Source organism: Mesorhizobium sp. M0678 (genome assembly GCF_040320505.1).
Classification (GTDB): Bacteria; Pseudomonadota; Alphaproteobacteria; order Rhizobiales; family Rhizobiaceae; genus Mesorhizobium.
Map to the genome: position 1 here is coordinate 81,770 of NZ_JAMYPT010000013.1, position 14,416 is coordinate 96,185.

The window sequence follows — 14,416 nt, forward strand, 5'->3', positions numbered from 1 at the left end:
CGGGACGCCGCCATCCAAAACCTTGAGATCGGCGGGACAGCACCCCCCTCTGTCCTGCCGGACATCTCCCCCTCAAGGGTGGAGATTGGATGTCGCTTTGGCTTTCGCCAATCTTCAAAGAAGAACGCTGTCGGTGAAGCTGCCGATCTCCCCCCTTGAGGGGGAGATGTCCGGCAGGACAGAGGGGGGTGCTGTCTCGCCGGCATCGCGTCTCTGAACTGCTAAAGCCCGCAGGCAGCCTGCGGCATCGGCTCCAGCCGGTAGACCTTGTCGTCGGAGCTGGTGTCGTCCTCCGCCGAGCACAAATCGATGATCGGCAGGCCGCTGTTCGGGTTGGCCAGCATCATCGTGCCGTTGGCGCCGCGGCGAAGGAAGACCTCCTTTTGCGCGATATCGCAGGAGGCAGCACCCGTCTTCGCGCTCGCCGCGCAGCGCCATTGGTCGCCCTCGCCCTGGCAGTTGTAGACCTGCGTGACCTTGGCCGATTTCTGCCGCGTGGTAACCGAAACGGCGATATCGGCGCCGCTTGGCCAATTGGCCGGATCGCCCTCCTTGGCGAAAGACGCCAGCTCGACCGGTCCGCGGAACACCCTGATCGACTGGGTCAGTTGGTCTGGATGCGAGCCGAGATGCGCGGCGTCGTAGTCGCGTCCGTAGCAGAAGGGCTGGTCCGGCTTCAGCCGCTCGCGCAATGGCGGGCCAAGGGCCGGGTCGATCGGGTCGATGCGCGCGAACTCCGCCTTGCAGGTGGCGGCCGGCATCGGGTCGAGCCTGAAGCCGTTGTCGTCCTTGCCCAGCGCCTGCCTTTCGTACTCCGCCTTGCCGAGCTCGTCTTCCGATCCGGCGTCGAGATAGAGGTCGGGCTGCACGTCCGAGACGATCAGCCGGCCTTTGTCGTCGACCTTCAGCGAAGCCATGGTGCGATCGCAGTCCATGCCGCAGCGGATCGGGCCGGTCTTGCCGTCCTCCGACTCATGACTGCACCAGCCGCCGAGCCATTCAGGCGCCTCGGCGCCGCGCACCGTCGTCGCCATGAAGCCATTGTAGGAGGAATCGATGCCGGCGCTTGGCTCCTCGTTTGGCCGGCTGACCGGATCGCGGCCGTAATAGAAGAAGATGCGCGTCACCTTCTGCTGCGGATGCGACTTGAGATGCGCGGCGTCATAGACGCGGCCGAAGCAAGCGTCCTTGCCGTCGGGGCTGAGCTCGGTGAGTTTGAGCGTGTCGTCGGCGAAAGCAGCACCGGCGACGGCGGCAAGCAAGGCAACCCCAACTCCGGCGCCCATCACGGTCCTTGATATCATGCTGGCTCCCCCTGCCCCGACAAGACGTGGCTTCAATTTATGCTAGGATTGAGGCCGAGGCCACGCAATTTGCGCCGGCCGGATAAATGGGAGATGAAGCCATGCGACGCCGCGATATTTTCCGCGTCGGTCTTGCCGGGGCCGCCGGGCTTTTCGGGCTGCGCCCCATCAAGGCCGCAGCTAGTGAAGTCAAGCCGGCGGCTGCCGAAGAGGAAAGGCAAAAGGTCGCCTATCATCTCAGCGACCTCGACAAGGTCAATTTCGTGCTCGGCAACATCAAGAACCACTTCGAAGGCACCGACGGCAAGGTCGACATCGCGCTTGTCGTGCACGGCCCAGCACTTGCCGCCTTCAAGTCGAAGGGCATATCGGCCGCCATTTCCGGGCGGTTCGCCGGCCTTGTCCAGGATGGGCTTAGCCCGCACGCTTGCGCCAACACCATGCACGGCATGGATATCGGCCTGGCCGACCTGCTCGACGGCTTCCATGCAGCCGACAGGGGCGGCGTCGTCAAGCTCGCCGAATTGCAACGCCAGGGCTACGCCTATCTCAGGCCATAAGGCAATTCCAGGAAAAGTGTGAAACGGTTTTCCGTCCGGAATTGCGTCAAGACAAAGAGGGAGCGGTTCGCCGTTTCCGTGAAACGGTGAACCGCTCTAAACTTTTACGGACTTGAACGCGAGGACTGCGAGGGCCTACGAAGAGCAGGCAGAGTCCCCGGAGGAATAGACGTGCCAGCCACCACCACCCTTGTCAGCCCCTCTCTGGTCATCCCCGACCTTGCCGGAAAGGCGGTCCTGGTCACCGGCGCCTCGACGGGCATCGGCGCGGCGCTCGCACTCGCCTACGCCGCGCAGAAATGCCGCGTCGCGCTGCATTACAATTCGAGCCGCGCGGCTGCCGAAAACCTGGCCGCGACCATTCGCAACGGCGGCGGCGACGTGTTCCTCGCCCAGGGCGATTTCTCGATCCCCGCCGATGTCGAGCGCGTCGTCGAGGACAGTGCGCAACATTTCGGCCGGCTCGACGGCCTCGTCAACAATGCCGGCGGCATGCTCGGCCGCGTGCCCTATGCCGGGCAGACCGAGGCGCATTACGACGCGGTGATGGACCTCAACGCGCGTTCCGTGCTGACAGCTTCGCGCAAAGCAATCCCATGGCTGAAGCGGCAGGGCGGCTTCATCGTCAACACCTCCTCGATCGCCGCGCGCAACGGCGCCGGTGGCGGCGCCGGCCTTTACGGCTCGGCCAAGGCCTTCGTCTCCAACGTCACGCGCGGCATGGCCAAGGAGCTGATCGGTTTCAACATCCGCGTCAACGCGGTGGCGCCCGGCACGATCGCGACACCTTTCCACGAGCGCTACTCGACCGACGACCAGATGAAAGGCATGATCGCCACCATCCCGCAGGGCCGCGCCGGCACCGCCGAGGACTGCGTCGGCGCCTATCTGTTCCTCTCCTCCGATCTGTTGAGCGGCTACATCATCGGCCAGGTGATCGAGGTCAATGGCGGCCAGTTGATGCCGTAGGCGACGAACTGCATACTCCTGGTTGCGTCATCTCAACGGAGCAAAGCGAATGTACGGACTGATCGGCAAGATGCGGGCGATGCGCGGCCAGCGTGACGCAATGATGGATATCCTGCTCGCCAGCACCGGCGCCATGCCCGGCTGCCTGAACTACATCATCGCCACCGACCCGGCCGATGCCGACGCGATCTGGGTGACCGAAGTGTGGACCGACGCCGAAAGCCACAAGGCTTCGCTGCAGCTGCCCGAAGTCCAGGCGGCAATCGCCAAGGCACGGCCGATCATCGCCGGCTTCGAGTTCCAGGTGGAGACGCATCCTGTTGGCGGGTTCGGGTTGCCGGCGGTGAAGGCGGGATAGAGGGAGAGGCCGGCAGGACAGCGCCCCCCTCTGGCCTGCCGGCCATCTCCCCCTCAAGTGGGGAGATTGAATGTCACTTCGGCCTTCGCCAATCTTCAAAGAAGAGCGCTGTCGACGAAGCTGCCAATCTCCCCACTCGAGGGGGAGATGTCCGGCAGGACAGAGGGGCGCGCGAAGGATCGCTACGGATGGTTGGTGCCATTACCACCCAAGCCCTTTTCCGCGCAAAAAGGGGTTCGCATTTTTTCGCCACCGGTCTAAGAGCCCCATCTATGGATTCTTCCCCGAACCCGCCGGCCATCGAGCACCTGGCGCGGATCCACAGGGCCTGGCAGTGGCCGGTCCTGGTGGTGGTCTCGGTGCTGTTTGCCGGCGCGCTGGAACTCGCTGCCCTGCCCGCCGCGCTCTTGATCGGACCGATGCTGGCGGCCATCGCTGCCGGCACCAACGGCGCCACGGTGCGCGTGCCGCGGGTTCTGTTCGGCTCAGCCCAGGCGGTCGTCGGCTGCTTGGTCGCCAGTTCCATCTCGGCCGATATCTTTCCCGTCTTCTACAAGGAATGGCCGCTGTTCCTTGGCGTCGTGATGGCGACGGTCGCGGCATCCAGCCTGCTCGGCTGGCTGATTAGCCGCTGGCGCATCCTGCCCGGCACCACCGCGGTCTGGGGCTCGTCGCCGGGCGCCGCCACCGCCATGGTGCTGATGGCCGGTGCCTTCGGCGCCGACCAGCGCCTCGTCGCCTTCATGCTGTATCTGCGCGTCATCTGCGTCTCGATGACGGCAGCCCTGGTGGCCAAGCTTTGGGTCGACACCTCAGGCATCGAGGTGCCGGCCATCGTCTGGTTCCCGCCGGTCGATCCGCAGAGCTTGGCCGCAACATTCGGCGTGGCGCTGGTCGGCGGCCTCGCCGGAAAGCTTTTCCGGCTGCCGTCGCCGTTTTTCCTGGGCACCTTCATTTTCGGCACCGTGATCCATCTCGGGCTCGGCGTGACCATGCAGTTGCCACCCTGGCTGCTTGCCTTGAGCTATACGATGATCGGCTGGAGCATCGGCCTGAATTTCACCAGGGCCATTTTGCGCCACGCGGCCCGCGCGCTGCCGCAGATCGTCGGCTCGATCATTGCCCTGATCGTCTTTTGCGGCGGCCTCGCCTTCCTGATCAGCCGCCTCCTCGGCATCGATCCGCTGACCGCCTATCTGGCAACCAGCCCCGGCGGCATGGACAGCGTCGCCATCATCGCCGCCGCCGCGCAGCATGTCGACATCTCCTTCGTCATGGCGCTGCAATCGGCACGCTTCCTGATCGTGCTTCTGGTCGGCCCAAGCGTGGCGCGGCTGGTGGCGAGAAGCCTCAAACCATAGCAGCTTGCCTCTCCTTGATTCGCAGCCGGTTTTCCTGAAACCGGTCGCACTTTGCTGCCGCCGACCGTATCGGGCCAGCACGCGCACGAGCTCAAAAAATAACTTGACTCAAATACTCAGATTTGAGAGCCCCCTTCCGTCAATGTTGTACGGAAGAGTGGAGACGAGTTGATGCGGATACGGACGATGACATGGCTCCTGGGGATATCATTGCCGGGCAGCATGACCCTGCTCGGCCTGTCCGCGCCGGCTCACGCCCAGGACCAGGGCGGCGTCACCGTTCTCAACAAGATCGAGGTCGATGCCGAGAGCGACGAGATCCTCGTGCAAGACGGCTACGTCGCCAAGAAGGACCGCATCGGCACCAAGACCGACACGCCGATAGTCAAGATTCCGCAAGCGGTTTCGGTTGTGACGCAAAAGCAGATCGAGGACCAGAAGCCACGCACGCTGAACGAATCGCTCGGCTATGTCGCCAGCGCCAATCCGAACAGCTTCGGCTTCGACACCCGCTATGATGCCTTCTTCCTGCGCGGCTTCCAGGCCTTTTACAACGGTATGTTCCGCGACGGGCTGCGCCAGTACAACGGCCCCTCGGCCTGGTTCAAGACCGAGCCCTACGGCATCGAAGGCGTCACCATCCTGAAGGGTCCGGCCTCCTCGCTTTACGGCATCAGCGGTCCGGGCGGCATCGTCAATCTGGTCACCAAGCGCCCCAAGGAAGAACAGTTCCGCGAAGTCGAAATGCTGCTCGGCGCACACAATCGCTTCCAGGCCGCACTCGACGCTTCCGGCCCGGTGAACGAAGACGGCAGCATCCTCTATCGCTTCACCAGCCTCGGCCGCACCAGCGATACCGACCTGCCCGGTTATCCCGACGACAAGATCTATCTGGCGCCGGCAGTCACCTTCAAGCCGGATGAGGACACCAAGCTGACCATCCTCGGGGAATATTCGAAATCCGTCACCGGCGGCACCGCTGCCTTCTACAATTCAGGTGGCGCTCTAACGAACCTCTACGAGGGCGATCCCGCCTGGAACGACTTCGACCAGACCCAGGGCCGTATCGGTTACGAGTTCGAGCACCGTTTCAACGACGTGCTGACCGTCCGGCAGAACCTTCGCTACAGCGCCGTCGACAGCGACATCGAGTACAGCGGCCATTACCCGGACGGCCCGGATCTGAAACGCTACTGGGGCCACTACACCGAGACCATGAAGAACTTCGTCGTCGACAACATGGCGCAGTTCGAATTCGATACCGGCCAAGTCAGGCACACGGCGGTAGCCGGCATCGACTACGCCTGGTCCAATTATGACGCCGGCAGCGGTATCTCCTATGTCTCCGTCGACGACATCAAGGCTGCTCCGGTTCCTTACTATGGCGGGCAGGAGATGAACCAGCTCGGCGCCTACCTGCATGACCAGATGGAGTGGAACGATTTCACCCTGTTCGCCAGCGGTCGCTACGACTGGGCCGACACCACCTCGACCGCCGCCGACTTCACCAAGTCCAAGCAGGACGACAGTGCCTTGTCCGGCCGGCTCGGCCTGTCTTACCAGACCGAATGGGGCATCACGCCCTATATCAACTATTCGACGTCGTTCTCGCCCAATATCGGCTTCGTCTATGACGATGTCAGCAGCCCTGTCGGTCGCGTCGCCCGTCCGACCATTGCGACGCAGAAGGAAATCGGCGTCAAATACGAATTTGCCGACTATAACGCCGCCGTCAGCGCCGCTCTGTTCGACATCGACCAGAAGGATGGCGTCGTCTTCGACGCCTCGACCGGTATTAACAAGCAGCGCCAGCTCGACCTGAACTCGCGCGGCGTCGAGCTGGAAGCCAGCGCTTCGCTCGACAACGGTCTCAGCATACTCGCCTCCTACACCTATCTGCGCGTGAAAATCGAACGCGGCGCCACGGGAACCGCAGGCAAGGAACTGTCGGCGACGCCAAATCACATCCTGTCGCTCTGGGGGCAGTACCAGTTCGAGGACGGCACGCTGCAGGGGCTCGGGCTGGGCAGCGGCGTTCGCGTCGCCGGCTCGAGCTATGGCGATGACACCAACACCTTCAAGAACGACGCGCGCGCCTTCGTCGACGCCTCGCTCTCCTACGATTTCGGCTACCGCAATCCCAAACTCGAGGGCGTGAAGCTGCAGGTGAACGCCAAGAACCTGTTCGACACTCAAAAATCCATCTGCTCGGCCGGCTATTGCTACCGCGACGAGGGCCGCTCGCTGTTCGCTAGCCTGCGCTACCGCTTCTGATGTCGATCGCCGTTTCCAGCCGGGCATCGACGCCTGTCGCGATCGTCCTGGCGATCGGCGGGCTCTATGTCGCGCAGAGCGTGATCGGCGGCATCACCTGGGCGGGCCTGCCGGCGGTGATGCGCGACCAGGGCCTGCCGCTCGACCGGATCGGCCTGGTCTCGCTGATCGCGCTGCCATGGGCGCTCAAGTTTCTATGGGCGCCGGCCGTCGAGCGCTATCGGCTGCCGCCGGTCGGCAAGAACCGCACCGGCACGATCGTAGCCGCCGGTGGGCTCGTGTCCATCGCCGGGCTGTGGGCCGTCGGCGCGCTCGGCCCGGAGGCCTGGTGGCCGGTTCTGGCCTGCCTGACCATCGTCGCCTTCGCCGCCTCGACGGTCGACATTGCCTGCGATGGTTTCGCCGTGCAGAGCCTGGCTAAGGAAAACCACGGCTGGGGCAATGCCGCGCAGGTCGGCGGCGCCTATCTCGGCTCGGCCATCGGCGCCGGCCTGTTTCTGTTTCTGGTCGACGCTTATGGCTGGCGCATCGCCGTTTGGGCGATGGCTTTGCTGCTCCTGCCGCTCGGCCTGCCCTTCCTGCTTGGCGTGGCCAACCGCGCGCGCGAGGAGACGCGCGAGCATGTTCCCAGCCTCCTCGACGCGTTGAAGCGTCACGAAATTCGGCGCGGCCTGGCAGCGTCGGCCATCTATGTCCTGGCCCAGAAGGCGGCACTCGCCATGCTCGGACCATTCCTGATCGACGCCGGGCTCGACCTCTCGATGGTCGGACTTGTCAACGGCGTCGGCAGCATGTTCGTCGGCCTGGCTGCCGCACTCGCCGGCGGCGCTCTCGTCAAATGGTTCGGCCCGCGCAACGTGCTCGTCCTGGCGCTTTTCCTGCAGGCCGGATCGCTGTTCTTCTTTTCGGTCTTCGATTTTCTTGGTGGCTTCTCGACCACCGCTTTGATGGCCATCGCGGTGCTCAGTTCGTCCGGCTTCATGGCTCTCGGTTTCGTCGCGCTTTACGCGCAGTTCATGCGCTGGTCAGATCCAAGACAGGCGGGCGTCGACTTCACGCTGTTCCAGTGCATGGACGCACTGGTGAGCATGGCCGGCGGGATCGCGGCCGGCTACGCCGCGCAGTATTTCGGCTATGGCGCGTTCTTCGCAGGCGCCGGCCTCGTCGCGCTTCTGGCCGCCCCGGCGATCGCCTTCGTATCCGACCGCCGGTGACCCCGCCCGCCCTTGTGCAGCAGGGGAATCGCATATGGAAGTTTGGGGCATTTGCCAGGCCGCGTACCCCCACCCCTAACCCCTCCCCACAAGGGGGTGGGGGACGATGCCGCTGCTGTTTCGGCTAGAATCGTCGAAGTTTGCCGCTGAGTGGCGCTGCCGCAAAAGTTCCCCTCCCCCTTGTGGGGAGGGGTTAGGGGTGGGGGTCTTCTTCGCAAGAATCCATATGCGATCCTCTGCCCCCGAGGGGCGGTGCACTATTCTTCGCCGCCGTCCGCCGCTTGCGTCCCGCGGCGCCAGTAGGCGGTGACCAGATGCCGGTCGCGCGGCACACACCATTCCTTGCGGACGATCCTGCGGATCTCGCGGAAATCGCCGAACTCGCATCCGGCCCAGACATAGAGATTGTCGGCAAGCGAGGTCCGGCTCCGCTGCCGCAGCACCGCCGGCAACAGGCTGGCTGTGCCAGCCTCGCGCCCATGCCGATATAGCCAGGTGACGGCAACGGTCTCGCCCGCGGCCAGCGCGATCCGGTCGTCCGGGCCGTCGACCTCAATGAACGCTTCGGCGCGGGTTGACGGCGAAAGCTGCTCCAGCATCCTGCCGATCGCCGGAAGCGCGGTGTCGTCGCCGAGCAGCAGCAGGTTTTGCGCCTCGGGCACGCCGCCCCCACCCGGTCCGATCATGCCGATGACCTCGCCGGCAACCGCCTTTTCGGCGAAAGCGGCCGCCGGCGTATCCATACCGGGGTGGAGGACGAAATCGACATCCAGCCAGCCACTTGCGGCGTCCAGCGCCCGGATCGTGTAGACGCGAACGACAAGCGCGTCCTCGCCCGACGGCCAGACCATCAGGCCGTCGGCGCCCATCGACGGCCACACCGGCAGCCTGCCGCGCGGCGGCAGCAGCAGCCGCACATGCAGGCCGCCACGGCCAAAGCGGCCGAGATCGTTGCCGGTGAAGCGGACGCGCTGCATATGCGGAGAAATCCGCGTCGAGGACAGCACCGTGATCTCGCGGAAGAACACCGGCGTGCCGGCATCACTGCCGTCGCCCTGCCAGGCGATGCCCCTGGTCGTGCCGAGATGTTGCGAAAAATGGCCGGCGACCGCCATCTTCATGTAGGACAGGCAGGTTTCATCCTCGGCCGCGACGCGGATCAGCACGTTGTCGTCACCGAGCGTCGCTTTCAACGAGCCGTAGTGCGTGCGAAATTCCCAATGATCGGCAAGGCCGGTATCGATCTCGGATTCGCCGTGCTCGGCGCGCAGCCTGTCCATCACCGACCGGATGACGGCACCGCTGATCCGGGTTTGCGCACTCAATTGCTCCATCGCTCAGCCTTTCGGTGCCATTTGAACCCGAGCTCGCCATACGGCGTCCTCGCCACGCCGGAATGCCACAGCCGGCCCGCTGTTTCCACTAAAAGATGATAAGTATAGTCATGTTTTGAAATCAGGCTGAAGGGAAGTCCATTTGCAGGCCGCATCACCTAAATATCGACATGCTCTAGGTCGTGAACTCGTAAAGCGGGGCGTCGCCAGCGGCAGGGATCGAACCCGCACCTGAGCCAAGAGGCTCAGGATCACTGTGGTGATACGTTTACCAATTCCGTCACGCTGGCACCTGCCTCGTAGCGCAAATTTGCGCGGATCGCCATTCGAGGCTTCTCTTGTGGCGTCCGAGCCGATTCAGCGTCGGCATGAGCCGATACGACCTGCCCGACTTCGAGTGGCGCGTGATCGAGCCGCTCCTGCCCAACAAGCCGCCAGGCGTGCCGCGTGTGGATGACCGCCGCGTGCTGAACGACATCTTCTCAAGGCGACTGTGGCTGCGCTTATGAGTCTACGGCCTAATCCAGCCGGTGCATCAGATCGTCGTCCAGCCAGCGGGCGAAGAAATAGACCAGTTGCTTGTGCCACCACGGCCATTCATGGGCGACATCGCCGCCCCAATAGTCGACCCAGGCCGGAATCGACTTGTCACGCAGGATCTGTTCCAGCGCCTGCGTATCGGCCAGCATCCGTTCCTCCCAGGCACCCTGCCCGCAGCAGAAGATCAGCCGCAGCGCCTTCAGCCTGACGAGCAGCCCCGGATCGACGATACCGGGCAGGTAGTCGAGCGGCGAGTTGAAGAAAATCTGTCCGTCGAGCGCGCTGCCGAAGAAATCGTGGGTCGAGTAAACCCCCGACAGCGCGATGACGCCGCTGGCCAGCTCCGGAAAGCGGAAGACGAAATTCGACGAATGATATCCGCCCATCGAGCAGCCGCAAAACAGCGGCTTCAGCGTACGCCCGCCATTGGCCTCGGCCGCGACAGACAGGAGTTCCGGCAGCGCCTCTTCGCGCACATAGCGGAAATACGCTTCATGCCGGGCGATGCGATGGGCCGGCTCGGCATGGCGGTCGAAGAAGGATTCCGCATCGATGCCGTCCAGCGTGAACAACTGGATGCGACCGGTGTCGACGAACTCGGCGAGAGCCGAGACCGCGCCGGAATCCTCGAACTGGTAGAACCGCCCTTGCGAAGTCGGGAACACAACCACGGGTCGGCCGGCATGGCCGTAGCGCTTGTATTCCATGTCGCGGCCGAGGTTGCGGCCAAAACCCTTGTGGTAGGAAACGTCCATCGCCTCACGCCTTTTCCGCATGGATGTAGTCGACCGCCCGGCGCAGCGCCTTCGGGTCGGTGGAGCGCAGCTGATAGGCGTAGTTTCCCATGGCGCGGCTGAAAACCTCCTCAATGGCGTGATGATGGACGATCATGCCGCCATGGGCGGCCAGCACGTCGGCATGGCTGTGCATATAGTTGAGGTGCCGCTTGCGGCTGGCATAGGCGGTGAAATACTTGCCCCTGTAAGGGCCGCCGGCGGCGTCCTTGACCACCATGTCGGCCCAGGCGGCATAGACATCGATATCGAAGGTGTAATTGATGGCATCGGTCATCCAGGCGCCAGGCGGCCGCATGTTGACCTCCAGCGCGATGACCCGGTCGTCCCTGGTTTCGAACAGCTCGATGTGGAAGAAGCGCTCGCGCACGTCGAACGCCTTGAGGATTTTCCTGCCGGCCTCCTCGACCGCCCGGCTGATCTCGGGAAAACAGACATAGCTCATATGGCGGTCGCGGTTGACCACCTCCATGACGCTCTGGTCGTAGCGGTGGCTGGCGGCCAGCACCACCTCGCCGTCGCGGTTGACCAGCCCGTCATAGGTCACCACCAGCCCTTCGATGAATTGCTCCATGACGAAGCTGACGCCTTCCGGCTTGTCCCTGAAGAAGCTGTCGAGTTCGCCGGCGTTGGAGATTTTGAAAGTGTTCGAGGCGCCGGAGCCGGAATCCGGCTTCACCACCACGGGATAGCCGACACGGCGGATGAAGGTCATGGCGCCGGCGCGGTCGGAGCACTTGCGTTGCGGGATGGTTTCGACGCCGCTCTTGCGGAAGAACGCCCGCATGCGGCTCTTGCGTTTCAAATTCTTCACGAAGTCGAGCTTGGTGCCGAAGATGTTGAAGTCGGTGCGGATATTGGCTTCCAGCTCCAGCCAATGCTCGTTGAGCGATTCGAACCGGTCGACGCGGCCCCATTTGTGGATGAAATGGCCGATCGCCCGGAACACCGGCTCGTACTCCTCCATGTCGTCGATGCGGTAATATTCCGAAAGGGCTGCCTTCAATTTGCCGTCCAGCGCATCGAACGGCGCGTCGCCAATGCCGAGCACGGTGGCGCCGGCCTTCTTCAGCCGGTCGCAGAAATCGGCGCCATTGGCTGGAAAATGCGGCGAGAAGAACACGAAGTTCATGGACGATCCCTCCCGGCGGCGAGCCATTGCACCCCCGCCGACAATCGACTCTGGCGCATTTGCCGGGCTCGGGGAAGAGCAACTGGATCAGGTGAGCGGCTGGGTCCGCGAAAGGTGACGCCAAAACCGTGAAATAAAAAACCCGCCTCGACGGCGGGTCCTCGGCGCCAGTCAGCACCATACCCAAATTAGTAGCATAGCTGCCGGCACAAAGCAAGAACAAAGTTGCTGTAATCAGGAAAAATCGCTTCATGTCGGCGCCGCGCCTTCATTGCAGCTTGGGTTCCTCGCCCCACGAAAGTGGGGAGAGGTGGCTCGGCGAAGCCGAGACGGAGAGGGGACTGCGCCCTACGAACGCCCCCTCTCCGGCCGCGGAGCCTGTCCTCGGGCTTGCCGAAGGCAAGACCCGTGGGCGGCCACCTCTCCCCCGCTTCGCGGGGCGAGGAACCCAGGTCTTGAGAGGCTGGATCGGCAGCTTCACCCACCTCCAATGCTCCCACTTGCCTCGCTTTGCCCGCTCCTGTATGAAATCCGCCATGAGCCCGCGCGCCACCTCTTTTGCGTCCCGTCCGACCGGCATTGCCGGCCAGACCGTCCGCGCGCTCGCCTCGACCCTGCTGCTTCTCGGCCTTATCGGCGATCGCCGGGTTCGCTGAAGGAGCGCCCGGCGGTCGAATTGCCGCTCACGCGCACGCTCCTTGGCCAGTCACAAATTGGCACGTCACATCAAGCGAACGAAATTCTGGTAAAGGCGCCGCTCGCCACCAATCTGCCTGAAGCTGGATCCGCGAGCCGCCGGGAGAAAAGACGATGAACGCACGAGAAGATATCCGTCTGAATGTAGAGGAAACCGCCAGGCCCGCGAGGGGCATGCCGGACGCTGCCCGCAAATACCAACCCTATCCGACCGTCGGCCTTGCCGATCGCACCTGGCCTTCGAAAGTGATCGACAAGGCGCCGATCTGGTGCTCGGTCGACCTGCGCGACGGCAACCAGGCGCTGATCGATCCGATGGGCCAGGAACGCAAGGCGCGCATGTTCGCCCTGCTGCTCGACATGGGCTTCAAGGAGATCGAGATCGGCTTTCCGTCGGCCTCGCAGACCGACTTCGATTTCGCCCGCTGGTGCATCGAACAGGGCAACGTGCCCGCCGACGTCTCGCTGCAGGTGCTGGTGCAGTGCCGGCCGGAACTGATCACCCGCACCTTCGAGGCGCTGAAGGGCGCCACCAACCCGATCGTCCATTTCTACAACTCGACCAGCGAATTGCAGCGCCGCGTCGTCTTCGAGAAGGACGTCGCCGGGATCAAGCGCATCGCCACAGATGCGGCCAAGATGATCACCGACATGGCGGCGAAAGCCGGCGGCGGCTACCGTTTCGAATATTCGCCGGAGAGCTTTACCGGCACCGAGCTCGAAGTGGCGCTGGAGATCTGCAACGCGGTCACCGAGATCGTCAAGCCGACGGCGGAAAACAAGCTGATCATCAACCTGCCCTCTACGGTCGAGATGTCGACGCCCAACATCTATGCCGACCGCATCGAATGGATGTGCCGCAACCTCGACGATCGCGAGAACCTGTTGATCTCGCTGCATCCGCACAATGACCGCGGCACCGGCATCGCCACCACCGAACTCGGCCTGATGGCAGGCGCCGACCGCGTCGAAGGCACGCTGTTCGGCAATGGCGAGCGCACCGGCAATGTCGACATCGTCACGCTGGCGCTCAACATGTACACGCAAGGTGTCGATCCCGGGCTCGACTGCTCCGACATCAACCGCATGAAGGACGTCTACGAATACTCCAACCAGCTGAAGATCCCGGAGCGCCACCCTTATGTCGGCGAGCTCGTCTACACCGCCTTTTCCGGCTCGCACCAGGATGCCATCAACAAGGGCATGAAGGCGCTGCGCAAGGCCAACACGCCGCATTGGGAGGTGCCCTATCTGCCGATCGACCCGGCCGATGTCGGCCGCAGCTACGAAGCCATCATCCGCATCAACTCGCAGTCCGGTAAGGGCGGCATCGCCTATGTGCTGCATGCGGATTACGGCCTCAACCTGCCGCGCAACCTGCAGATCGAGTTCAGCCAGGCTATCCAGGCGATCACCGACGCCGAAGGCAAGGAGGTGCCGGTCAAGCGCATCTACGAGCGCTTTCTCGACACCTATGTCGACCAGCCCGGCGCGCGGCTGAAGTTCCTCGACCACCACACCTACCCCGACACCGAGGTCAAGGGCCGGCGCGTGGTCGAAGCGGTGATCCTCGACAAAGGCAAGGAGGTGACCATATCAGGCACCGGCACCGGCCCGATCGACGGCTTCGTCGATGCGCTGTCGCGCCACGTCGGGGTGCCGATGTCGGTGCTGGATTATTCCGAGCATTCCATGCAGCGCGGCTCGAATGCCTCGGCCATTTCCTATGTCGAGATGGAACATCCGGGCGGCAAGCTGTTCGGCGCCGGCATCAACACCAACATCGTCGCCGCCTCGCTAGAAGCCGTGGTTTCGGCCGCCAACCGCATCGTCGGTCGAAAGCGCGGCTAGCCGAAACGGTCAGGCTCCCGCCATCGGCC

General features: G+C 63.7%; 11 protein-coding genes, 1 tRNA gene and 1 pseudogene. 8 read left to right on the forward strand and 5 right to left on the reverse strand.

The window, feature by feature from the left end; translation table 11 throughout:
• Positions 1-221: 221 nt before the first annotated feature.
• Positions 222-1,304, reverse strand: coding sequence for a hypothetical protein (locus tag NKI29_RS22290; protein WP_352568034.1), 1,083 nt, complete (start codon positions 1,302-1,304; stop codon positions 222-224).
• Positions 1,305-1,405: 101 nt separating this feature from the next.
• Between NKI29_RS22290 and NKI29_RS22295 the strand changes: the two genes are divergently transcribed.
• The 6 genes from NKI29_RS22295 (at position 1,406) to NKI29_RS22320 (ending at position 8,040) form a co-directional block, all read left to right on the forward strand.
• On the forward strand, positions 1,406-1,864 hold the full coding sequence (locus NKI29_RS22295; protein ID WP_352456435.1) for a DsrE family protein: 459 nt from the start codon (positions 1,406-1,408) through the stop codon (positions 1,862-1,864).
• Between the two features lie 171 nt (positions 1,865-2,035).
• Entirely contained in the window at positions 2,036-2,833 is a 798-nt protein-coding gene (locus NKI29_RS22300) for an SDR family NAD(P)-dependent oxidoreductase (protein ID WP_352568035.1), read from the forward strand.
• A 49-nt stretch (positions 2,834-2,882) separates the two neighbouring features.
• The gene (locus tag NKI29_RS22305) at positions 2,883-3,191 is read left to right on the forward strand and encodes a putative quinol monooxygenase (RefSeq protein ID WP_352450553.1); all 309 of its coding nucleotides are present in this window, start codon (positions 2,883-2,885) and stop codon (positions 3,189-3,191) included.
• Positions 3,192-3,463: 272 nt separating this feature from the next.
• Positions 3,464-4,552 (forward strand): AbrB family transcriptional regulator, encoded by a 1,089-nt coding sequence (locus NKI29_RS22310; RefSeq protein ID WP_352568036.1) that lies wholly within the window; start codon positions 3,464-3,466, stop codon positions 4,550-4,552.
• Between the two features lie 186 nt (positions 4,553-4,738).
• A complete protein-coding gene (locus NKI29_RS22315; RefSeq protein WP_352568037.1) occupies positions 4,739-6,826 on the forward strand; it encodes a TonB-dependent siderophore receptor in 2,088 nt (695 codons plus the stop codon).
• Entirely contained in the window at positions 6,826-8,040 is a 1,215-nt protein-coding gene (locus tag NKI29_RS22320; protein WP_352568038.1) for an MFS transporter, read from the forward strand. Before NKI29_RS22315 ends, NKI29_RS22320 begins: the two co-directional genes overlap by 1 nt.
• Before the next feature lie 257 nt (positions 8,041-8,297).
• Here NKI29_RS22320 and NKI29_RS22325 read toward each other — a convergent pair whose 3' ends face one another.
• Both NKI29_RS22325 and NKI29_RS22330 read right to left on the reverse strand, forming a co-directional pair.
• Complete coding sequence (locus tag NKI29_RS22325) at positions 8,298-9,374, reverse strand: siderophore-interacting protein (protein WP_352568039.1); 1,077 nt, start codon at positions 9,372-9,374, stop codon at positions 8,298-8,300.
• 204 nt (positions 9,375-9,578) lie between these two features.
• A tRNA-OTHER gene (locus tag NKI29_RS22330) sits at positions 9,579-9,664 on the reverse strand.
• Positions 9,665-9,742: 78 nt separating this feature from the next.
• Here NKI29_RS22330 and NKI29_RS22335 point away from each other — a divergent pair.
• Positions 9,743-9,862: pseudogene (locus NKI29_RS22335) on the forward strand (IS5/IS1182 family transposase); the annotation flags it as partial.
• Positions 9,863-9,892: 30 nt separating this feature from the next.
• Here the strand turns inward: NKI29_RS22335 and NKI29_RS22340 are convergent.
• Positions 9,893-10,669: an esterase family protein gene (locus NKI29_RS22340; protein ID WP_352568040.1), complete on the reverse strand. Its 777-nt coding sequence runs from the start codon at positions 10,667-10,669 to the stop codon at positions 9,893-9,895.
• A gap of 4 nt (positions 10,670-10,673) precedes the next feature.
• Complete coding sequence (locus NKI29_RS22345) at positions 10,674-11,840, reverse strand: ATP-grasp domain-containing protein (RefSeq protein ID WP_352568041.1); 1,167 nt, start codon at positions 11,838-11,840, stop codon at positions 10,674-10,676.
• Between the two features lie 810 nt (positions 11,841-12,650).
• On the opposite strand from NKI29_RS22345, the gene leuA reads away from it, so the two are divergent.
• Positions 12,651-14,387, forward strand: a complete 1,737-nt coding sequence (leuA, locus tag NKI29_RS22350) for a 2-isopropylmalate synthase (RefSeq protein WP_352568042.1) — start codon at positions 12,651-12,653, stop codon at positions 14,385-14,387.
• Positions 14,388-14,416: the final 29 nt, after the last annotated feature.

Coding starts and splice junctions, on each gene's coding strand:
- NKI29_RS22290 (WP_352568034.1), bottom strand. CDS start 1,304: ATGATATCAAGGACCGTGATGGGCGCCGGAGTTGGGGTTGCCTTGCTT.
- NKI29_RS22295 (WP_352456435.1), top strand. CDS start 1,406: ATGCGACGCCGCGATATTTTCCGCGTCGGTCTTGCCGGGGCCGCCGGG.
- NKI29_RS22305 (WP_352450553.1), top strand. CDS start 2,883: ATGTACGGACTGATCGGCAAGATGCGGGCGATGCGCGGCCAGCGTGAC.
- NKI29_RS22310 (WP_352568036.1), top strand. CDS start 3,464: ATGGATTCTTCCCCGAACCCGCCGGCCATCGAGCACCTGGCGCGGATC.
- NKI29_RS22315 (WP_352568037.1), top strand. CDS start 4,739: ATGACATGGCTCCTGGGGATATCATTGCCGGGCAGCATGACCCTGCTC.
- NKI29_RS22320 (WP_352568038.1), top strand. CDS start 6,826: ATGTCGATCGCCGTTTCCAGCCGGGCATCGACGCCTGTCGCGATCGTC.
- NKI29_RS22325 (WP_352568039.1), bottom strand. CDS start 9,374: ATGGAGCAATTGAGTGCGCAAACCCGGATCAGCGGTGCCGTCATCCGG.
- NKI29_RS22340 (WP_352568040.1), bottom strand. CDS start 10,669: ATGGACGTTTCCTACCACAAGGGTTTTGGCCGCAACCTCGGCCGCGAC.
- NKI29_RS22345 (WP_352568041.1), bottom strand. CDS start 11,840: ATGAACTTCGTGTTCTTCTCGCCGCATTTTCCAGCCAATGGCGCCGAT.
- leuA (WP_352568042.1), top strand. CDS start 12,651: ATGAACGCACGAGAAGATATCCGTCTGAATGTAGAGGAAACCGCCAGG.